This is a genomic window from Reichenbachiella versicolor, from assembly GCF_003171675.1.
Taxonomy (GTDB): Bacteria; Bacteroidota; Bacteroidia; order Cytophagales; family Cyclobacteriaceae; genus Reichenbachiella; species Reichenbachiella versicolor.
Genome location: NZ_QFZQ01000002.1, coordinates 460,520 through 482,105 on the forward strand (window position 1 = coordinate 460,520; position 21,586 = coordinate 482,105).

General features: G+C 34.5%; 20 protein-coding genes and 1 pseudogene. 12 read left to right on the top strand and 9 right to left on the bottom strand.

Going from position 1 to position 21,586, the window contains the following annotated elements; all coding sequences use genetic code 11:
* Positions 1–74: 74 nt before the first annotated feature.
* The 4 genes from DKG80_RS06820 to DKG80_RS06835 all read right to left on the bottom strand — a co-directional run bounded on the left by DKG80_RS06820 (position 75) and on the right by DKG80_RS06835 (position 4,505).
* Entirely contained in the window at positions 75–284 is a 210-nt protein-coding gene (locus DKG80_RS06820) for a hypothetical protein (RefSeq protein WP_109830568.1), read from the bottom strand.
* A gap of 260 nt (positions 285–544) precedes the next feature.
* Positions 545–940 (bottom strand): hypothetical protein, encoded by a 396-nt coding sequence (locus tag DKG80_RS06825; RefSeq protein ID WP_109830569.1) that lies wholly within the window; start codon positions 938–940, stop codon positions 545–547.
* Between the two features lie 91 nt (positions 941–1,031).
* Entirely contained in the window at positions 1,032–2,867 is a 1,836-nt protein-coding gene (gene yidC, locus DKG80_RS06830; RefSeq protein ID WP_109830570.1) for a membrane protein insertase YidC, read from the bottom strand.
* A gap of 18 nt (positions 2,868–2,885) precedes the next feature.
* Complete coding sequence (locus tag DKG80_RS06835; protein ID WP_109830571.1) at positions 2,886–4,505, bottom strand: CTP synthase; 1,620 nt, start codon at positions 4,503–4,505, stop codon at positions 2,886–2,888.
* 270 nt (positions 4,506–4,775) lie between these two features.
* Here DKG80_RS06835 and DKG80_RS06840 point away from each other — a divergent pair, with 270 nt between their 5' ends.
* Genes DKG80_RS06840 through DKG80_RS06850 form a run of 3 tightly spaced genes read left to right on the top strand, consistent with a single transcriptional unit; the run spans position 4,776 to position 6,338 of the window.
* Positions 4,776–5,318 carry an RNA polymerase sigma factor gene (locus tag DKG80_RS06840; protein WP_109830572.1) on the top strand — a complete coding sequence of 181 codons (543 nt, stop codon included), beginning with the start codon at positions 4,776–4,778 and terminating at the stop codon, positions 5,316–5,318.
* 36 nt (positions 5,319–5,354) lie between these two features.
* On the top strand, positions 5,355–5,798 hold the full coding sequence (locus DKG80_RS06845) for a hypothetical protein (RefSeq protein ID WP_109830573.1): 444 nt from the start codon (positions 5,355–5,357) through the stop codon (positions 5,796–5,798).
* A gap of 18 nt (positions 5,799–5,816) precedes the next feature.
* On the top strand, positions 5,817–6,338 hold the full coding sequence (locus DKG80_RS06850) for a periplasmic heavy metal sensor (protein WP_109830574.1): 522 nt from the start codon (positions 5,817–5,819) through the stop codon (positions 6,336–6,338).
* Between the two features lie 115 nt (positions 6,339–6,453).
* Here DKG80_RS06850 and DKG80_RS06855 read toward each other — a convergent pair whose 3' ends face one another.
* The 4 genes from DKG80_RS06855 to DKG80_RS06870 all read right to left on the bottom strand — a co-directional run bounded on the left by DKG80_RS06855 (position 6,454) and on the right by DKG80_RS06870 (position 10,958).
* On the bottom strand, positions 6,454–9,123 hold the full coding sequence (locus tag DKG80_RS06855; RefSeq protein WP_109830575.1) for a CHAT domain-containing protein: 2,670 nt from the start codon (positions 9,121–9,123) through the stop codon (positions 6,454–6,456).
* Positions 9,124–10,098, bottom strand: coding sequence for a hypothetical protein (locus DKG80_RS06860; RefSeq protein ID WP_162555730.1), 975 nt, complete (start codon positions 10,096–10,098; stop codon positions 9,124–9,126).
* 33 nt (positions 10,099–10,131) lie between these two features.
* Positions 10,132–10,410: a hypothetical protein gene (locus DKG80_RS06865; RefSeq protein WP_162555731.1), complete on the bottom strand. Its 279-nt coding sequence runs from the start codon at positions 10,408–10,410 to the stop codon at positions 10,132–10,134.
* Positions 10,411–10,667: 257 nt separating this feature from the next.
* Entirely contained in the window at positions 10,668–10,958 is a 291-nt protein-coding gene (locus DKG80_RS06870) for a hypothetical protein (RefSeq protein WP_109830578.1), read from the bottom strand.
* 145 nt (positions 10,959–11,103) lie between these two features.
* Between DKG80_RS06870 and DKG80_RS06875 the strand changes: the two genes are divergently transcribed.
* The 6 genes from DKG80_RS06875 (at position 11,104) to DKG80_RS06900 (ending at position 17,501) form a co-directional block, all read left to right on the top strand.
* The gene (locus DKG80_RS06875) at positions 11,104–11,592 is read left to right on the top strand and encodes an FKBP-type peptidyl-prolyl cis-trans isomerase (protein ID WP_109830579.1); all 489 of its coding nucleotides are present in this window, start codon (positions 11,104–11,106) and stop codon (positions 11,590–11,592) included.
* A gap of 205 nt (positions 11,593–11,797) precedes the next feature.
* On the top strand, positions 11,798–12,499 hold the full coding sequence (locus DKG80_RS06880) for an ABC transporter ATP-binding protein (RefSeq protein ID WP_109830580.1): 702 nt from the start codon (positions 11,798–11,800) through the stop codon (positions 12,497–12,499).
* A complete protein-coding gene (locus DKG80_RS06885; RefSeq protein ID WP_109830581.1) occupies positions 12,492–13,721 on the top strand; it encodes an ABC transporter permease in 1,230 nt (409 codons plus the stop codon). The genes DKG80_RS06880 and DKG80_RS06885 overlap by 8 nt, the downstream gene beginning before the upstream one ends.
* 1 nt (position 13,722) lies before the next feature.
* Positions 13,723–14,988, top strand: a complete 1,266-nt coding sequence (locus DKG80_RS06890) for an ABC transporter permease (RefSeq protein ID WP_109830582.1) — start codon at positions 13,723–13,725, stop codon at positions 14,986–14,988.
* Between the two features lie 25 nt (positions 14,989–15,013).
* Entirely contained in the window at positions 15,014–16,126 is a 1,113-nt protein-coding gene (locus DKG80_RS06895) for an efflux RND transporter periplasmic adaptor subunit (RefSeq protein WP_109830583.1), read from the top strand.
* Between the two features lie 10 nt (positions 16,127–16,136).
* The gene (locus DKG80_RS06900; protein ID WP_109830584.1) at positions 16,137–17,501 is read left to right on the top strand and encodes a TolC family protein; all 1,365 of its coding nucleotides are present in this window, start codon (positions 16,137–16,139) and stop codon (positions 17,499–17,501) included.
* Positions 17,502–17,616: 115 nt separating this feature from the next.
* On the opposite strand, the gene DKG80_RS06905 is transcribed toward DKG80_RS06900, so the two are convergent.
* Entirely contained in the window at positions 17,617–18,711 is a 1,095-nt protein-coding gene (locus tag DKG80_RS06905; protein WP_109830585.1) for an AI-2E family transporter, read from the bottom strand.
* 272 nt (positions 18,712–18,983) lie between these two features.
* On the opposite strand from DKG80_RS06905, the gene DKG80_RS06910 reads away from it, so the two are divergent.
* From DKG80_RS06910 to DKG80_RS06920, 3 genes and pseudogenes are all read left to right on the top strand, one after another.
* Positions 18,984–20,093, top strand: a complete 1,110-nt coding sequence (locus tag DKG80_RS06910) for a cytochrome P450 (protein WP_109830586.1) — start codon at positions 18,984–18,986, stop codon at positions 20,091–20,093.
* Positions 20,090–20,425, top strand: coding sequence for a cytochrome P450 (locus DKG80_RS21400; RefSeq protein ID WP_109830587.1), 336 nt, complete (start codon positions 20,090–20,092; stop codon positions 20,423–20,425). Before DKG80_RS06910 ends, DKG80_RS21400 begins: the two co-directional genes overlap by 4 nt.
* A gap of 11 nt (positions 20,426–20,436) precedes the next feature.
* Positions 20,437–21,056: pseudogene (locus tag DKG80_RS06920) on the top strand (MarC family protein).
* Positions 21,057–21,586: the final 530 nt, after the last annotated feature.

The window sequence follows — 21,586 nt, forward strand, 5'->3', positions numbered from 1 at the left end:
TTCAATTCAAAAGAATGAAATTAATGGGAAATACAGAATCATGAATAGGATTTGAGTTGAAAAATATCAGTATTTCAAATGAATTTGAACTCTAATTCGTTAAAGGCCTTATCATATTTTTTTCTAATAAGAACTGTAGCTATTTCCGCAGCCTTCACAATTCCCCATTTACGGTGAACCCATCGAATCAAAGTATGAGGGTGAATTCGTACAAATTGACCATTTCTTCGCGGCTTACCTTTAGGCATAGACCAATCAGGAACGATTTTGTATTTACCCTGCATTTCAGCTTATTTTTACAACTCAATGATAATCAATAATTAATATACCTATTAGATTAGTAAAAGTCAACTTCAATCAAATCTCCATCTATAGAAAGCTTCAAATTAGACATTCACAATAAGGGAAAATCATGTTCAATTCCTTATTAAAGAACAATCAACAAATGCAAAGGCTCAAACTTTTCTAAGAGAAAGATTATCTTCTAGAAATCGTACACAATTCCGATTTTACATTAATAATTTATTAGTCAATATCGCTCGAATCATACGTCGACAGAGTCCTTTAGTGTAGCAATCTCTTTCCAATCAATTTTCACTTTTTGACCATCATCGAGCAAAAACAAATGATCAGCCTCATCATAGTCTCCAAATTCATTTAGTAAAGGATTAAAGCCGGATATAAATGCCTGATAAACCAAATTACAGATCCATTCTCCTACATCTTCATTTTTCTTCCAATGAGCAACATTGTCAATTTTTAAAAGTCCTTCCAGTCCAAATTCATCAAAAAGAAACTTCCATCCTTCAGGTAAAATTATAGCATTCTTTGTTCTACATTGACTGAATAAACGGATCACTTCAGACTCTTCTAAAAGTTGCTTTTCTAATACATTCTCACCGTTGGGTTCTGGTTTTTTGTACCATGCCAGTATATTCATTTCTATTTTTTTTCTACTAAAAAGCCCTGTTGCAATTAATTGAAACAGGGCTTTAGACTAACTTGACAATAAAAGTTTATTGACCAATCTATTACTTTTTCTTTTTCTTCTGCTGCTTTTTAGACTCCTCTGCGGCTTTCATAGCTTCGTCTAACCTACGCTGGAAGCCTGATTTCTTCTTATTAGCGTTTTTCTTTCTATTCTCCTCCATCACCTTCTTGATTTTTTCTTCATCAATCACTTTTCTAAAAAGCGACATCTGTCCAAAAGAAACAAGGTTAGAAATAAAGTAGTAAAAAGTAAGACCCGCTGAATAGCCATTCAATACGAATAAAAACATAATTGGCATCATGTATTGCATCGTCTTCATTGGCCCTTGCATCTGAGTATTCATTTGACTATTAGACCATGTCAACGCAATTGTTGAACCTGTCATCAATAAACAAAATAAACTCACATGATCACCATAAAAAGGAATACTAAATGGTAAATCCAAAATGCTATCATAAGTGGACAAATCTTTCGCCCACAAAAAAGCTTGCTGTCTAAGCTCTATTGAATTTGGAAAGAAATTGAACATTGCTAATAAGAATGGAAACTGTAGTAACATCGGAACACAACCACTTAATGGGTTGATTCCTGCCTTACTATATAGTGCCATAGTCTCTTGCTGAACCTTTTGTTGATCATCTCCAATTCTTTCTTTGATAGCATCGATTTCAGGCTTTAGTACTTTCATCTTTGCCATTGACATATGTGATTTCCATGTCAATGGTGCCAATAATAATCTGATTATAAATACAAGAATTATAATAATCAGCCCATAATTAGATATATATTGATCAAGAAAATTAAATATTGGAATAATCAAAAGCTTATTCACGAATCTAAATAGTCTCCATCCTAAATCAACATTCTCTTCATAACCTGGATAAACTTTCTTAGTGATTTGATAATTGTTTGGGCCAAAATAGTATTTCAAATCACCTTTACCAGTTTTCAAATCACCAATTGGCAATTCAAATTCAGCTTTGACTTTCTTTACATATGAAGTATCACTCTCTACTAGGCTTGTAGAGAATGAAGGGTTTTTAATACCATTTCCATAAATCAAACCTTTAGAGAAAAACTTTTGCTTAAATGAGAACCAAGTCACAGATCCATCCACGCTTCCTTCCTCTGGCTTCTCAGAAAGACTCAAGTGATCAAATCCATTATCTACCATGTAGTAGTTAATGGTAGATTTTCTTCTGGAATCTTTAATATCAGACTCCACTTTTTCCAAGACATCATTCCAAACAAGCTTAGCATCTTGATTATCAATTATACCATCCATTCCTACTAGATTGACTTCGTATAAAAGCTCATATCCAGTCCCTCCAAGTACATATTTCTGCTCAATATATCTACCAGTTTCTAATTCAATTTTGAAACTTACGGATACGCTATCAGAGCCTGACACCACATTGTTCCCCGAAATGTTATTATCGAAGTACAACTCGGAAATATTGACCGATTTATAATTACTAGCTAAAACAAGGTCCAGTTTGCTACTCTCTGGAGTCAATAGTACCAGTGGGTTTTGGCTACTAGTTTTATACTTTTTTAAGGTTACTTTATTAACCACTGCTCCTTTACTAGAAAGCTCAACAATTATTGACTCATTTTCTAAAGTGACAATATTGTTTTCTCCCGTCGCAAAACCTGACAACAACCCATATCGTTCCTTGTTGATAGCACTAATAAGTGAATCATCTTGTACTGAATATGATGATGTATCTGTGGTAGAAGGTTTTGTAGAAGACCCAATTAGCTCAGCAGTAGAATCTTCTTGTGTTGGTTCTGGTGGTTCAGGTGCAAAAAACTGAAAATACACGGTCATAAGTATTAACATGACCACCAAACCAGCTATCTGATTTCTATCCATTATAGTATTTAGTAAAAATTATTTGGTTTCGTTTTTAAGATCTAGTGCTGCCTTGACAAACTTCACAAAAAGCGGGTGTGGGTTGAGCACTGTACTTTTTAATTCAGGGTGAAATTGAGCCCCTACAAACCATCTATGGTCTTTAATTTCCACAATTTCTACTAATCCTGATTTTGGGTTGATTCCTGAAGCAATCATACCTGCATCTTCAAAATCCCGAAGATATTTATTATTAAACTCATATCTATGTCTATGACGCTCCTGAATGTTGGTAGAACCATAAACATCATAAGCCTTAGTTCCTTCTTTGATCTCACAATCATATGAACCTAACCTCATGGTCCCTCCCATTTCGGTAATATTCTTTTGATCCTCCATCAAATCTATTATTGGATTAATCACTTTTTCATTCATTTCTCTTGAATTTGCCCCATCTAGTTTCAATACATTTCTAGCAAATTCAATAGTGGCGCATTGCATTCCCAGACAAATCCCAAAGAAAGGTATGTTATTTTCTCTCACATACTTGATCGAGTTAATTTTACCTTCTAGGCCTCTTTCTCCAAATCCAGGAGCGACTAACACGCCTGACATATGTGCTAACTTCTCTCCAACATTCTTTTCAGTTATCCCTTCAGAAGAAATCCAATATACTTTTACTTTTACTTGATTAGTAGCACCTGCATGCACAAAAGCTTCACTAATTGATTTATAAGCATCTTGTAATTCTACATATTTACCCACTACCGCAATTTTAACCTTGTCTCTGGGGTTCTTTAATTTGCTAAGAAAATCCGTCCATGGTCCTAGTCCAGCTGCTTTTTTATAAGAAAAATTAAGTTTTGACAAGACTACTTGATCTAACTTCTCTTCTCTCATTAATAGTGGCACGTCATATATAGTAGGCGCATCCATTGCTTCTATTACGCAGTCTACTGGTACATTACAGAACAAAGCTACTTTTCTTCTTAAATCATCCGGAAGTTTATGTTCAGTTCTACACACCAAAATATCCGGTTGAATTCCAGCTTCTAACAACTGTTTTACGGAGTGTTGAGTAGGCTTAGTTTTCAATTCACCTGCTGCGTTCAAAAAAGGAATTAATGTCAAATGAATACAAATAGCGTTCTCATGCCCAAGCTCAAACCTTGCTTGTCTTACTGCCTCTATGAACGGAAGAGATTCAATATCACCTACACATCCCCCTAGCTCAGTAATAACTACATCAAACTTATCCGTTTGACCTAATTTGTAAATAGAGTTTTTAATTTCATCTGTAATATGAGGAACTACCTGAACTGTTTTCCCTAAAAACTCTCCTTCTCTTTCTTTTTTTATGACATTATAATAAATACGACCAGTTGTTACATTGTTGGCTTGAGAGGTTGGTACATTTAAAAAACGCTCATAATGTCCTAGGTCAAGATCAGTTTCTGCACCATCATCGGTTACATAGCATTCACCATGTTCATAAGGATTTAATGTACCTGGATCCACATTTATGTATGGATCAAATTTTTGAATAGTTACAGAAAAACCTCTTGCTTGAAGAAGTTTTGCCAAAGATGCTGAAATGATTCCCTTTCCGAGAGATGAAGTTACCCCGCCCGTAACGAAAATGTATTTAGTAGATGTCATGTAGATGTGTTTCTATCTCTTGTTACGGGGTGCAAAGTTATGCGAATCCGTCTCATTTATGCACGTGAATTTAGGTTTATTTAAAACGGATCTTTTAATCCTCTGATTGGCAGCCACTAGGACTTTATTCTTCATGGCAGAATATCACACTATTGTCACCAATTGTTTAATAAACTCTACAACTGATCTACAGATTTTTTAAATTCTATCATTGATGTTTAAACCTTCTACATTAAATAATGTCTATAGATCAAACATTCCACTTTTGTTTTGACTGATAAAGATATAATTGACAAGATTAGAAATTCTGACAGCCTTAATATGGGCTTCAATATGCTCGTTCGCAAATATCAGGAGCGCATATATTGGCATGTTCGTAAAATGGTTATCGACCATGATGATGCAGATGACATAGTTCAAGAGGTCTTTGTGAAAGTTTGGAAAAACATTGGAAAATTCCGTGAGGATTCAAGTTTATTCACTTGGGTGTATAGAATAGCGACGAATGAATGTCTTAATTTCTTAAAAAAGAAAAGGAATAAATTCTTCTTACCTATTCATAATCTAGGAGAAGAATTAATCGGAAAGATCAACGAAAGTTCTAATATTTCTGGAGATGACATTCAACTTAAACTACAAAAAGCCCTAGTTAAACTCCCAGACAAACAACGTCTGGTATTTAATATGAAATACTTTGAGGAGATGAAGTTTGAACAGATTTCAAAGATCACTGGAACGACAGTAGGTGCACTAAAGGCGAGTTACCATCTAGCGGTTAAAAAAATAGAAGAAAAAATTAAGGCAGAAGATTAAACCTTATCAGGTCATAATTGTCAATAAATAAAACAAATGAAAAAGGAGAAGATAGATATTGATAAGTTGGAAAAGGTAAATATCTTCAAAGTACCCGAAAAATACTTTGAAGATTTAACACTTCGTATCCAAACCAAGGTAATCCAAGAAAAAGCGTCATCAACGTATTGGTATAAAACATCAAAAGCCTATTGGACACTTTGTACCTCCATGTTTGTCTTAATCATTGGATTCATTTGGCGATGGCCTATTCAAGAAGTTAAAATAGAGAATGATCCTTTAACTCAATTCACCACTGAAGAGATAATCGATTATCTAGCTTATGAAAATGTAAGCTTGTTTGAAATAGTGGACAATATGGATATCAATGTCATAATTTCTGAACTGGATAATGACTACGTAGATATCACTGATGGCATCACAGATGACGAATTAGAAGGATTGTATAGTGAATATGATTTAGAAGTTGAATTACTATAATTTTCAAAGTAGAGTATTATGAAATCAAATCTTACAAATAGTATAATGATAATAGTCTTGCTAATATCTACTTCAGCATTTGCTAAGGCGCAGCGAGGCCCAAGCCCAGAAGCTAGAAAGAAATTGGAAGCTGCCAAAATTGGATTAATAAGCGAACGCCTTATGTTAACTCCTGAACAAGCTCAAAAATTTTGGCCCATCTACAATGAATATAGCCAGAAGAGAAGAGCGAACCACGAGGCTTTTAGAAAAAAAAGAAGAGAGTACAATCCAGAAACGGCATCAGATAGTGAAACAAAGGATTTATTGACACTAGGTAGAGAAACTAAAAAAAGGGAATTTGATCTTGACAAAGAATACTCTGAAAGAATGCTATCGGTAATTGACAGCAAGCAACTTTTATCATTACATCAAGCGGAAAGAGATTTTAAAGAAAAACTCCTAAGACACCTTGAACAAAGACGCAAAGGTAGACAGGGAAATAAACCTAATGAAGATAAACAGAAATTACATCATCAGGATCAAAAGAGCCTTAGATAGAAAAGAAATCAGAAAAAACAACCTCAAGAAAACCAATAAAGAATTATGAATTAATTCGACAATCTGGATTCGTCTAGATCTATTTCAATGGAAACAACAAAAAGCTTCCAACCAACTATTGCCCTATCAAAATAAAGGCAGCCCAATAATATGGATCACTAAACTCCTCAGAGTTAATCATAGCCAGTTTAGCTGATCTTAAATCTCGTGAATACCCCTTGCTTGTTGAGTGATATAGGTGATTTTTATAAAAGTTTATCATCAGTTTAGAGGTGGATTGATCAGAAACTGTCCATAAACTCACTACAATATTATTGGCACCAGCATACATTAATGCTCTACTTAACCCTACTACTCCTTCTCCTTTTACTACTTTACCCAACCCTGTTTCACACGCTGAAAGTGTTACCAAATCGGCATTCATATTTAGTGAATAAATTTCCCCCTCATATAGATTGCCGTCCTCTTCATCAGCAGGAGTTAAAAAGACTCGTGATAATTCTGGCACTTCTGAATTCACAATACCATGAGTGGCTAAATGAATACAAGAGTAGCTATTCAAATCTTTTGACTTCAAAACCGACTCTGTTGCTTGACTTCCAATACCAACTTTACACTGATATCCGTCTCCACCGAATAAATATTTAATCTCTCTAATTTCTTCTTGAGAGGCTTTTAAAGATGACAGTCTAATATCATTTTTATCAAAATCAATAGGGGCTAACAATAAAGCACTCTTTGCTAAAACAGGATCCTTTTTAACCATCTTTTGATAAAGCATCTTAGCAGAGTATTCATATGAAAGTGAATACTCTTCAATGAGATATTGACCATCCTTATTTTTCAATACTTCAAATGGAATTGTCCCTAGAACTCCATCTGGGATTAATACTACATTTTTTACCTGCTTTGGTAATGAAGGAATCAATAAATTGTAAAGCTCCTTGGATATCTTATCAAAGGAACCATTATCCTGATATCGAATTGTATTTCTGAGAGCTTTTATTTTTTTTGAAAAACCTTTATCTAGTTTGCTTTCTACTACATCTATAGACTTTGAAGTCAAGGACATCACAAAGAACCTATCCTCTCCGGTAAAATACGAAACGACTGCCTGATCATCAGAAATATTGGATTGCAACTGTGAAATTTTTAACGGCGCATGATCATATTTTAATTGGAAATACTCTGGATAATCAGATTCCAATTCTTTAGCAAAGAGTCTCAAAGCGGACTGGTATTCAAACAAGTCCGTTTCCAATTTTTTTAAACGATCAAGGTCATTCTCATGTGCTATTAGTAACTCTTTATAGGCAATTTCCTTCTTCAAACTATCTTCAAAATCAATTTTACTTTTTGGTATTCTTCCAAACTCTTTGGCATTACTCTCTTGGATAGCTTCTTGAAGAACACCAGCTTTACTTCGTTCAGCAAATTCAAAAACCTTTTCTAAATAAGGTTTAGGAAAAACAGAATATTTACTGAGGTAGAGTGCAGACTCCATCGCAGATAAATATATTTCATACGACTCCTTAGATAGTTTAAGCTTATCCTGTTCAGATTCTCTAATACCTCTCAAATCTGTGATCAACTCATCACATAATGCATATACCTCAAGAGCACTTTCTATATCTCTTTTTTTCAAGGATTTATTAAAATGATAGGCTTCTAAGGCTCCTGCTTTGGCATGTAATGAATAAAGAAGAATATCGGGATTAAAATAGTTCTCTAATTTGGGAAGGTCATAAATATTTGAACTACTCTGCCCTATTAGGTTTGAATAAATTGCTGAATGATAATTTTCAATTGAAGATAAAAAGTCTCCTCTATTGAAGTATATCTCTGCGATTTGATAATACACGTTAGAAATCTCTGGATGCTTTTCTCCATAAAGAGAATGATAAATCGTTAACGCTTCTTGTAATAAGATTAATGCTTGATCATGTTCTCCTAATTTCACTAGAAGTCTAGCTCTATTACTTTTTGCGAAAGCTACGTTTGGGTGATCACCTTGATACTGCTGTCTCCAGATTTGATCTACTAGATCCATATAGGTAATGGCCTGTTGATAGTTACTCATACCTGCACTAGCAAACGCCAAATTGGTGTAGAGGTAAGCTTTTTTTGGATCTGATGAGTCTAGAGTTTCTTTATAAATAGCTAAAGCTTTTTCAAAATATTCAACACTCCTTGTTGGTTCTGTTTCCAGTAACAATAGACCGATATTCAAATATGAGTCACCCTGAAGCACATAATTCCCCTCTTCATTATTGTTTTGTCTTATTAATAAGGATTTTTCGTGATACCCCTGTGCTACTTCCAAGTTTCCATTATTCCAATAAGCTATCCCTAAATTTTCATAACACTCAGCAGCATCTAATGAATTAGAAGGCAATAACTTTAAAGCTTTAGTAAAGTTTTCAATCGATTCTTTATTTAACCCTAAATTCAGCTTTGATTCGCCTATTAACATCAATGACTGTCCCAAATAGTCTTGACTAAGCTCATTATTGTCTACAAAAGATTTGGTTTCTTGTGCAAGAGACAAAGCCCCCCTCAAGTCTCCGGTTTTAAGAAGACACCGTACCATCATGAAATGACAATCGGCATAATAATTAAATTGACGACTCTCAAAATACTGATCAGATAATAATTGATATGATTGATAAGCTTCTTGATAGCGAGATTCTTTAAATTTTTGATCAGCACTATTATGCCCAGAATCCTGTGCAAAGACTGTGGCAAAGCAAAATATTAACACCAATAAATTAAACCCGTATTTCATCTAAAACCTCAATACATAGCTAAGACTAGAAACAAATTCTCTTGTTAACCCATCTGGGTTAACTCTACGTTGAGCTAGCTTTTTGCCCAAAATTAACTTCATACTGCTATTGACATTGAAATGATAAGCACACCCTCCTAATACTGAAAGAGCTAGTCCTGTGGTTCCATCCTCTTTTATTCGAATATCATTATTAAAATCATATCGTTCATCTTTTGTAATTCGATAGATAGGCAGCAGTCCCACATTAAAACTATAATTGACAAATCGAAAGTTTCTTTCTATACGTAACATCACATCTGTACCACGTTTCAAATTATTAGCTAAATCATAAGACCCAACATAACCAGAAGATTCACCATTTTGATAGTTAGCCCTCCATGAACCCGATACATTTTCATTCCCCCATCTAAAATCGTTTTCATTTTCAGTTAGTGCCATCTGAATACCTGTAGCTAATAACCATTTACTGGTGATCCAAGAGCCTCCAAAAATAAGATCATAAGATCCCAAACTTGTTTGATAATACATTGGTAAGTCATTCTCTACCCCCCAAGAATCTGGATCAGATTGAGAAGAATTATTAGTAGGAATCTTAGTCCCAAGTGTAGCACTAATATTCCCTCCTAAAAATTCACCTATCCCATAAGTGATTCCGAATGAGAGATCACCTACACTACGAGCCTCTCCCAAACTTCCATCAGCCATTTGATATGGAACTTTTGCCTGAAAAAATAATGAGTTAGTAATTGAAATTGTTGCATCTAAGGTCAAAACATAAATTATAGGTGTAAGTGTAGTAGTTCCTCGATACGCATTTACTTCTATGGACTGTAACTTAAGATTGACTTTTTCACTATAGTCTTGATCTGGCTTCATAGCACCCATGGTACAGAATCCAGCATCACTGCACCCTTGAGAAAAAACACTTGATGAATAAAGGAGAAAAAATATGGCAGGTATTAATAGTTTCAAAATTCTGATAAAATTTATAAAATTAGACAAATCCTAGTTGCCTGAGTTTAATCTCAAAGCATCCATTTCTTCATCCGAAATCGCTCGCATTCGTTTTTCATGAACCGTACCTTGCTTTCTACTTTTATATTTTCTTACAAAATATTTTCTTTTAGATACCCGACCTCTTACGATACACTCTACTTCCTTACCGGTACTTTGTTCAAAAACCCAAACATGCTGATGCGTGAAAAAAACTGGATATTTTCTATCATGACGAGGATACGATCGTTCCTTGTATTTGGCACGATATGATGTCTGACAAGACGCCATCATAACAACAATAAATACCCATAAAACAATTCTCGACATACGAATGCAACAATATCAGAAGATGACAAAGATATATTTTCTTTATCCAACCTTCGCTAGGTTTTCAAAGATCAATAATTCTAATTTAATGTTTTTACTTAACTCATTACATAAATCGAATCCGAAGTAGTTATGAAGAAGTTAATAGAACTTAAGATTTTAAAGTAAAACAAATCAGAGCATCAAATATAAGAATGCTCTGATAAATTCATTTATTCTTACTTTTTCGACTCTTCAGTCTTAGGTATAGTACCCTCTAAAGATTTAATAAACTTCTCGTGAACTTTGCCTTGTTTATTGCTCCCTACTTGACGAACATAATATTTCTTCTTAGAAACATGACCATGGATAATGGCTTCCACTTGTTTGCCATCTGGCATAGTCACTAATACATGCTCGTTTATTTTAAATGCATGTCCTGATTCTTGACTATTGTTCTTTTTTTGAGCTAAAACTACTCCAACTGCTAAACATACCATCATTAAGGTAATGGCTATTTTTCTTTTCATAAAACTGGTATTAAAGATATATGTTAACTATTCTGCTAAGATAGTTTCAACTAAAATGCTATACCAACAATCAGATTAGTAGCTATTAATTTATTTAATATCCAACAGGTAAAAACGAAAACGATTGAATAGGTAACTTGCACAAATGAAAATCGAAAAAGATAAGGTCGTAACAATCTCTTACACACTAAAAGAGTCTGATGGATCGGGAGAGGTCATTCAGGAAGTAAACAATAAGGAACCTTTCTCATTCCTATTCGGTCACAATCAAATATTACCACAGTTTGAGACAGAATTAATTGAAAAAGAAAATGGGACTCAATTTGAGTTCGAAATTAAATCTGAGGATGGTTATGGTGAAAGAAACCCAGACGCAGTGACTGATCTTCCGATTGACCTTTTTCAAAAAGACGGAAAACTAAATGAGCATGTGCAATTAGGCCATTTCCTCCCTATGAATGATGCTGAAGGCAATGAACTTCAGGGATTGGTACTTGAAATTAATGATAAAACAGTAAAAATGGACTTTAATCATCCGATGGCAGGATTAGATTTGTATTTTTCTGGAGAAGTAATAGACGTAAGAGAAGCTACCAAAGAAGAAATAGAAAATAGTCTTACTCAAGGCAATTAACAGTTTAACGCAATTACTGACTAGTAATTAATGACTTAAAACCGAAGTTTAAAAATAGAATACTGTCAATGAATAGTATTCTATTTTTATATTCTGGTGTAACCTTTTCATAAAAAACCTCATCTTATGTAATAAATGAAAAAATAGTTACACTAAGTACTTGTATCTAAAAACATCTTGTGACAACTCAGCTTACAGATCCGAAATGATAGAAATTGAAAACCTACATAAGTCCTACAAAATGGGTAATAATTCCCTTCATGTACTAAAAGGCATTGACTTTAAAGTTAAACAAGGTGAACTGGTCGCAATCATGGGATCATCGGGCTCTGGCAAATCAACCCTTCTTAATATTTTAGGCATGCTGGATCTAGCAGATGATGGCTCCTATACATTGGATGGGGTTCCTATTAAGAACCTTAGTGAGACGAAAGCGGCTAATTATCGAAATAAATTTCTAGGTTTTGTATTCCAATCTTTCAATTTGATTAACTATAAAACCGCTGAGGAAAATGTAGCACTACCTCTACTCTATCAAGGAGTTTCGAGAAAAACAAGAATTCAAAAAGCAAAGGAATATCTAAAGAGAGTAGGGCTACTAGAATGGGCTGGACATCTACCAAGTGAATTATCTGGAGGTCAAAAGCAACGTGTAGCTATAGCACGTGCAATGGCTGCACAACCTAAAGTTTTACTTGCTGACGAACCTACTGGAGCCTTGGATACTAAAACTTCCTATGAGGTGATGGATTTAATTCAAAAATTAAATGATGAAGGTAATACAATACTCATTGTAACTCATGAACCTGATATTGCAGAAATGTGCCATCGAGTAGTCATCCTTAAGGATGGAAAAATTATAGAAGACAAAAAAGTAGATCAAGTAAGAGCATTAGACCATGTTTAGTAGAGATCGCTGGCAAGAAATTTTTCAGACCATTCGAAAAAATAAGCTTAGAACAATTCTTTCTGGTTTTACTATATCTCTTGGGATTTTTGTTTTCGTATTACTATTTGGTCTTGGAAATGGACTAAAGAATGCCTTTCAAGACTTTTTTATTGATGAAGCTCAAAACGCTTTTTTCATACATTCAGGAAGAACCAAAAAACCATATAAAGGCTATAAGTCTAATCGTCAAATCAAATTTAGAAATGATGATTTGTTTGATGTAAAAAGGAAGTTTGGAAATGAAATTGAGTATTTAACTCCACGTATTTATAGAAACTACAACATTAGATATAAGGGAGAATCTAATAACTATAGTGTGCGTGGTGTTTCTCCTGATCATCAACATCTTGAAAAAACTATAATGATGAAAGGAAGATATCTCAATTCTTTGGACATCAAAAACAAGGCTAAAAATATTGTCATAGGGAGATTGGTAGAAAAAGACCTTTTTAAAAATGAGAGTGCTCTTAATAAGTATGTGGAAGTAAAAGGAAGTTCTTTTAAAGTCATTGGTGTTTTTCAAGATGATGGCGGTGACAATGAAGAACGAAATTGCGTTATTTCATATAGCACCATTCAAAAAATGGAAAAAGGCAATGATAGAATAAATGCAATTCTACTTACTTTCAAACCTGAACTGGGATATTTTGGAGCTAAATCTTTAGAAGAGCGAATAAGGAAATTCATTAAGAAAAAGCATTCTATTCACCCAAAAGATAATGGAGGGTTTTATCTATGGAACTCTGCAGAAAGCATAAAAAAAACAAACCAGTTCGCTGGTGTACTTCAGCTAATTGTAACTTTTGTTGGCATTGGAACTTTATTGGCAGGAGTTATTGGCATAAGCAACATTATGATCTTTGTCGTAAAAGAAAGAACGAAGGAATTGGGAATCAGAAAGGCACTAGGTGCTACACCCGCTTCTGTGATAGGTATGATACTCCAAGAATCAATATTTATTACAACCATTGCTGGATACATAGGGTTAGTTAGTGGAATTGCCTTATTAAGTACCGTTGGTCTCAAATTGGAAGAATACTATATAAAAAACCCATATATTGATATCAGCACTGGAGTCACTGCCACAATAGTACTGATCTTCTGTGGTGCAATTGCGGGTTATATTCCAGCAAGACGAGCAGCCAAAATCAAACCTATTGTAGCCTTAAGAGACGAGTAATATGAGCTTTTTATTTAAAAGAGATACCTGGCAAGAAGTCTTTGACTCAATAGGTAAAAATAGAGTGCGCACCCTAATTACCGTAATTGGAGTTCTTTGGGGTATTTTTATCTATATCGCATTATCTGGTGCTGCTAAAGGCCTAGATAATGGGTTTGAAAAGGATTTCGAAAAGGTATCTAAGAACAGTATGTTTCTATGGACTCAGCCAACAAGTATACCATATGGAGGGTATAAGATTGGTAGACAATTCAGCTTGAAATACTCAGATATTCCTTTATTTAAAAGTAAGGTACCTGAAATCCAACATATAGCACCTAGGTCACTGAGAGGTCGATGGGGAATTCCTCCGGGTAAAGTAGTAAGAGGTCAACGTACCGGAGAATATACTATTTATGGAGACGTACCGGTGTTTACTAAAATTTTTTCCATGAAGTTTTATGATGGTGGTAGATTCATAAACCCTGACGACATAAAAGAAGCAAGGAAAGTTTGTTTAATTGGTGAACGAATTCAAGAAGAGCTTTTCGAAGAAGATGAGAACCCTATTGGTCAATATATTAGAATCGATGGAGTATTCTTTTTGGTTATTGGAGTCCATGTCTACGAGCAAGGAGGAGGGTTTAATTCAGATAGCGATATTCATATCCCATTTACCACTTTTAGAAGTATGTATAATCGTGGAGACAAAGTGGGCTGGTTTGCTTTATCTGCTCACGACAACACCGACGTAGTAGCAGTCGAAGAAAAAATTAAAGCTACTGCCAAAGAAATTTATCGAGTACATCCTGATGACGAAAGAGGGTTTGGATCATTTAATCTAGGGCGTGAATTCAGACGTGTTAGCGGGTTTGCTAAGGGAGTCACACTTCTATCAATCATAGTTGGAATTGCTACTATACTCGCTGGTGTCGTCGGTATTGGAAACATTTTATTGATCTCAGTAAAAGAAAGAACCAAAGAATTTGGAATAAGAAGAGCTCTTGGAGCAACTCCTTCAGAAGTAAGAGGACAAATATTATTAGAGTCTGTATTTCTCACATTGTCAGCAGGCATGTTTGGAATCGTACTCGGATCATTGGTCCTAACTCTGATAAGGTTAGCCACACAAGACCTAAATGATTTTCCATTCACAAACCCTACTGTACCTGTAATATTAGTGATTAGTTCGTTACTAATCATGGTAGTATTAGGAACCTTGATTGGACTTATACCTGCTCAGCGGGCAGTTAGTATAAAACCAATTGACGCTTTAAGAGAAGAATAAAACATTGACCTTATTTAACAATAACATGAAATTAGCACTAAAAATTATCTTAGGAATTGTAGCTGTAGCAGGCATTGGGTATGCTGGCTATTTTTTTATTACTACCAATCAAAAAGGTATCGAAACTTTTGAAACCGAAAAACCTTTTACTACCACTATTGAAAAGAAAACCGTTGCTACTGGTACCGTAATTCCTGAGATTGAGATTGAGATCAAACCTCAAATTTCTGGTATAGTAGATAAACTATATGTAGAAGAAGGAGATGTAATTAAAACTGGGGATAAAATTGCTAAAATTAAAGTAGTCCCGAATGAATCTGCTCTTAACAACGCAAGAGGGCAGGTCAAAAATGCTCAAATAGTTCTAAACAATGCAAAAATCGAATATGACAGGAACAAAGCACTTTTCGATAAAGGCATTATTTCAAGTCAAGTTTTTAACAATACTGAACTGTCATATAATCAGTCCAAACAAAGCCTAGAAAATGCTATTAGCAACCTTAAAATCATCAAAGAAGGTACAGCAGGTGGAGGAGCAGCTAACACCTTGATACGTGCTACTGTATCAGGTACGATACTAGAAATACCAATTGAAGCTGGTGATCAAGTCATTGAAAGTAACAATTTCAACCCTGGAACGACAATCGCTACCATCGCCGACCTATCTAGAATGATTTTTGAAGGAAAAGTTGATGAATCTGAAGTTCCTAAATTAGAAATAGGAATGCCTCTAACTATCAACTTGGCCGCTATAGAAAACAAAAATTTCAATGCTAAACTGAGATTCATCGCACCAAAGGGTACAGAAGAAAATGGAGCTGTACAATTTAAAATTAAAGGTGATGTTGTGCTAGATGGCGATTTTTACGTCAGAGCTGGATATAGTGCAAATGCTACTATGGTATTGGATAAAAGCATAGATGTTCTGGCTATAAGAGAAGCAATTCTTCAGTTTGATAATAAAACTGATAAACCATATGTCGAAATAGAAACCGCTCCGGAGACTTTCGAAAGAAGAAACATTAAACTTGGTCTATCGGACGGTATTAATGTAGAAATAGATTCTGGTTTAACTGAAAATGATAAAATCAAAATCTGGAATAAAACAGAACCTAAGAAAAGAGATTCTAAAAGCTAACCATTAAACAATGATCCGAAATATACTTACAGCAGTCATACTAACAGTATGCCTTTCAGTTCAAGGTCAAGAAAGCAAGAAATGGACTCTTGAAGAATGTGTCCAATATGCTATTGAGAACAATATCTCCATTCAACAATCTGAACTGGACATTCTAGATGCCAAAGCTGGTAAAAAAACTGCACTAGGAAACTTTCTTCCCAATGCAACTGGTACAGTAAATCATGCTTGGAACAATGGTTTAACCAGAGATCCTATTACAGGGGTCAATGCAAACGTCACACAAATGAACACCTCTGTTGGAGCTAATGCTCGAATTGACCTTTTTACAGGGTTGAATAATCGGAGGCAAATGCAGCGTGCTGAACTCAGCATAATTTCCAATCAATATCAACTTGATGATATGAAGGACAATATATCACTGAATGTAGCAAGTGCGTTTTTACAAATATTGTTTAATGTTGAAAACTTGAAAGTTCTTAAATATCAAAAAGAGATTTCTAAACAAGAGATTTCTAGAACTAATGAACTCATTGCTTCTGGTACTATTCCACAGGGGGATATTTATGAGGTGGAAGCAACACTGGCAAGCCAAGAACAACAAATTGTAATAGCAGAAAACGATATACGTCTATCCAAAATTAATCTAGCTCAAATTTTATTAATTACGGATTACGAAAACTTCGATGTTTCATTTGATGATATTGAAATAACGGAAGCCCCAGAAGTTTTGAGTGCTAAGCCAAAGGAAATTTATGATGTAGCGCTGGATACTAGATACAGCATTAAGATTCAAGAAACGCAATTAGACATTGCAAAAAAGAATTATTTTATTGCTAAAAGTGGATACTCCCCTACTTTATCCGCCTTTTATTCCTTTGATACTAGGGCAAGTGACAGACCTACTCTTGATTCCAACACAGGACAACCTCTAGATGCTGCGCCGATTTTTGATCAGTTCAGTAGAAACAAAGGTCATACATATGGTTTTACTTTAAGTGTACCTATTTTCAGTAGATTCAGAAACAACGTCAATGTACAACGAAACAAGTTATCGATGCAAAGAGCTCAACTTGATTACGAACAAACCAAAATTGATTTAGAAAGTAATGTTAATCAAGCCTATAATGACGCGAAAGGAGCTTTGAAAGCTTATCATGCTGCAGAAAAAACAGCACATGCTAGAAGTGAAGCGTTCAAATATGCAGAGGGACGTCATGAAGTAGGTGTCATCAATTCTTTTGAATATCAACAGATAAAGCAACAAATGGAGGCTGCAGAATCACAAGTAATTCGCGCTAAATATGACTATATTTTCAAACTAAAAATCCTAGAGTTTTACTTCGGAATTCCAATCGCCAAAACTACTAACTGAAATCATGAATGAGACTATCAAAAGCGTGTCTACATATAGTTTAGATAGTCTCTATTTCTGCTTCAAGTTATTCCCCACCAACTCTGCCAATTCGTGCAGAGTCAATAAGTATCAGTCAAACCTTACTTTTATTTTTAACTTGATGTTTAATAGAATCTAAATCATCTTCATACAACCACCCCATCAGTAAAGTGTAACCCAAAGACAAACCGACAGCTCCTGTAAATAGACCCAAAAAACCTACTGAAATAAACCCTCCTAGGGCACCCAAAAAGATTACTAACATTGGAACCTTTGCCCCTGCTCCCATTAAGATAGGCTTAAGCACATTATCAATGAGACCTCCTACCGCAATCAAAATACTCCAAAATATAGCTGAGCCTAAATCCATAGTAGAGAAAACATAAACAATAATCGGGGTAGTCAACAATCCTACAGGAACCTGAAGAACACCTATAACAAAACAAATTAAAACCCAAAGCCCAGCATAAGGAATACCTGCAAAATAAAAGACTAAGGCCAAGAATGTAGATTGAATAATAGATACTCCTAGTATCCCTTTAGTTACACTCCGAATAGTATTCTCGCAAAGCTCTGTTATTTCTGTCCCTCTCTCCCCTATTAGTTTATTTAAAAACTTAGCAGCTATTTCCCTAGTTCCATTTGCAGCTAACATAATTCCTGAAATAATGATGGCTAAAAATGCTTGCAAAACCGTAGAAGATATCCCTAGTACAGCTTTAAGCACTTTTCTTCCCACTCCCTTGATATTATCTTCATGCACTTTTAAAAACGCTTCTAAATCGTTAGAAGCATCAAGCCAAAAATTATAAACAACATCACCAATCAGGGGCCAACTCTTGACTTTTAAACTAGGTGGCGGAAGATCAATTTCTCCTTTAGACAATACCAATCCAGCTTCTTTAATATTCTGAATAAGAGCGTTTATCCCAAAAATTGAAGGCACTAGTACAACTAATAAAAACACAACAACCATCACTGTAGCAGCTAATTTATTCCTACCATTAAGCTTTTTAGTTAACACATTGTAAAACGGAGCCACTGCAATGGCCAGTATAGCACCTCCTACCACTGGAGTTAAAAACGGAAGTAGTATCAACACACATATTCCAATTAATAAAAAAAGAAACAGTAGTCTTATACTAATTTCTATAGATGTTTTGACTTGATCGTTTAACTCTGGTTTCATTCAAACATTTATGCTTTTCTTTCCAAAGTAAATTATAAAACATTTAATTAAGCTAATATGACATTAGGTTACTACAATCATACCGTTATAAAAAAACAATAAAACCAAAAACATGATATTTTTAAAGGCTTCATATAAAACAACTTTTACACACAACGCTACTTTATTTCTTCAATCAATGTATATTGAGGCCGGTAATTTGAATTTTATCAAATAATTTTAAAATCATAACATTGTTAATACAGTAATTTATTGCGGTTTCAAAATCAAATATGAGCACATCTAATACTAGCAATATCCTAACAAGCGATAATTTACCTTCACCAAAAGGTCATCCTTTGACTGGTCATTTCACGGATTTCAGAGCAAATAACAAACACCGAGTTATGGAAAAATGGGTAGACGAAGTTGGTGATCTCTTTAGAATAAGTCTGATAGGAAAGAAATTTATAGTTTCTGCACGATCAAGTCTCAATAAAGAAGTTCTTCGTTTGCGTCCTAATAAGTTCCGTCGTTTTAGTAACATCGATCAAGTGATGTCAGAAATGGGTATCTGCGGGGTATTTAATGCTGAAGGTGAAACATGGAAAAACCACCGTAAACTAGCCTCTGAAGCTTTAAACCTTGATAATGTCAAAAGCTACTATCCTACCATTGCCGAAATCACTGAACGACTGATTCGTAAATTCAATAAATATGCTGCTCTTAACGAGTCATTCGATGTACAAAAACAAATGATGCGATACACAGTTGATATCACCACTGAAATTGCATTCGGGTATCCAATGAACACTCTCGAAAAAGGAGATAATACAATCCAGAAACATCTTAATAAGATATTTCCTATGATTAATTCACGTATTACAGCTCCTATTCCTATTTGGCGGTTGATTAAATCAAAAAAGGATCGAGATTTTGATCACTCCCTCAATGAAACAAGAAAACTTATTATACAATTCATTAAAGAAGGTCGCCAACGTCTCGCTGATACACCATCACTAAAACAAAATCCGAAAAATTTTTTAGAGGCTCTACTTGTACAACAGGAACAGAAAGATAAATTCACCGATTACGAAATATTTGGCAATATTTTCACAATGCTCCTCGCTGGTGAAGACACTACATCAAACACCATCTCCTGGTGTATATATTATCTAAGCCAAAACCCACATTTAATAGAAAAAGTAAGAGCTGAAGCCAATGTAATTTATGAAGAATCAAATATCCCAATGACATATAAAGAAGTAAGTCAACTTAAAGTTGCAGAAGCAGTCGCACTGGAAGCTCTTCGAATTAACCCTGTCACACCCAATCTATACATGACTGCAAATGAAGATGTAGAAATAGAAGGCTTTCGATTTCGCAAAGGAGAACAATCATGATGCAAAATAAAGTGCCTCAGACTGATAAATGTAATTTTACAAAACCTAACAATTTTATACCAGAAAGATGGACTAGAGAAGGATGTCCCATTCATGAAGGCAATCATAAACCAGAGCATGTTAGAGCATTTGGAGGAGGCGCAAGATTTTGTCCAGGTAAAAATTTAGCAATGACAGAACTAATCTGTTCTATATCTGCTATTTGTAAAAATTTCAATTTCAAGTTAACAGTCTCCCCTGATGAAGTAGAAGAAGTATTTGCATTTACAATGTATCCAAAAAATCTTTTTATCAAATTGACAGCAATTAGTAACCCTTTGGTGAAAGAATAGTATCACTCAATATGCTAACAGATTTTATAAAATCTTTCATTACTTTTTTCACTGTTATTGATCCAATAGGAACCATTCCCGTATTTATAGCTGTCACTGCCCGTAGTAAAGCAGATAAAAAAATCAAATTGCATTACGAGCAGCAGTAATTGCCGCAGGCGTACTAGTATTTTTTGTGATATTGGGTAAAATAATACTTAACACAATTAATCTTAAACTCTCCACTCTTCAAATTGCCGGAGGTATTGTGCTATTCCTATTCGCACTTACTATGATTTTTGGAGAAACTAAGGCAGAGGAAGAAATATCTCATGTGGATGAAGCTGATGATAAAGCGGCCTTTCCCTTGGCGATGCCATCACTAGCCAGCCCTGGAGCTATTTTAGCAGCTATCCTATTGACAGAAAACAATAAATATAGCATAGCCGAACAAACCTTGACGACAGTAGCTATGTTAATAGTTTTAACAATGGCTTGGTTATTAATGAGAATATCTTCGAAAGTGTTCAACATAATTGGTAACGGTGGAGCAGCTATAATCAGTAGAGTTATGGGACTAATTTTGTCAGCTGTAGCTGTATCTAATATTTTAGAAGGCATAAAATCCTACTTCAATCTACTAACTATGTAGTTTAATTTTTTCTAAAAAAATCACTTGGTTTTGTTAAAATTAAAAAGATAGCATTACCTTCGTATCAGGTTAGGTTAATTAGATAATGGCGGAAGTTCTCGTTCGAGGCTTCCGCTATTTTTTTATCCATTCTTAAATGCCTTGTCCCTCTACTACCGAACTACGGAATCATTTTTTATATATTTTTCAAAAAAATAGCTTCAAAAGCTTTCGTCATTTCCATAAGTCATATTACCTTCGTATCAGGTTAGGTTAATTAGATAATGGCGGAAGTTCTCGTTCGAGGCTTCCGCTATTTTTTTGCACTATTTCTAATACTCATCTTTTTTGATGAATCATAGCCTTTCTTTGACAACAAAAAAGTCCACGACGACTTCGTAGACTTTAACTAAATATATGATGAATATGACTAAATTTTGATTTATTTTAATTGTTTGACCAATTTCTAATAGTTGCAATTTGAAAAGAATTAAATACTCTCCTTTTATTAATAGCTAATAGTATTAAATGCATTGTTCAAGAATATAGAG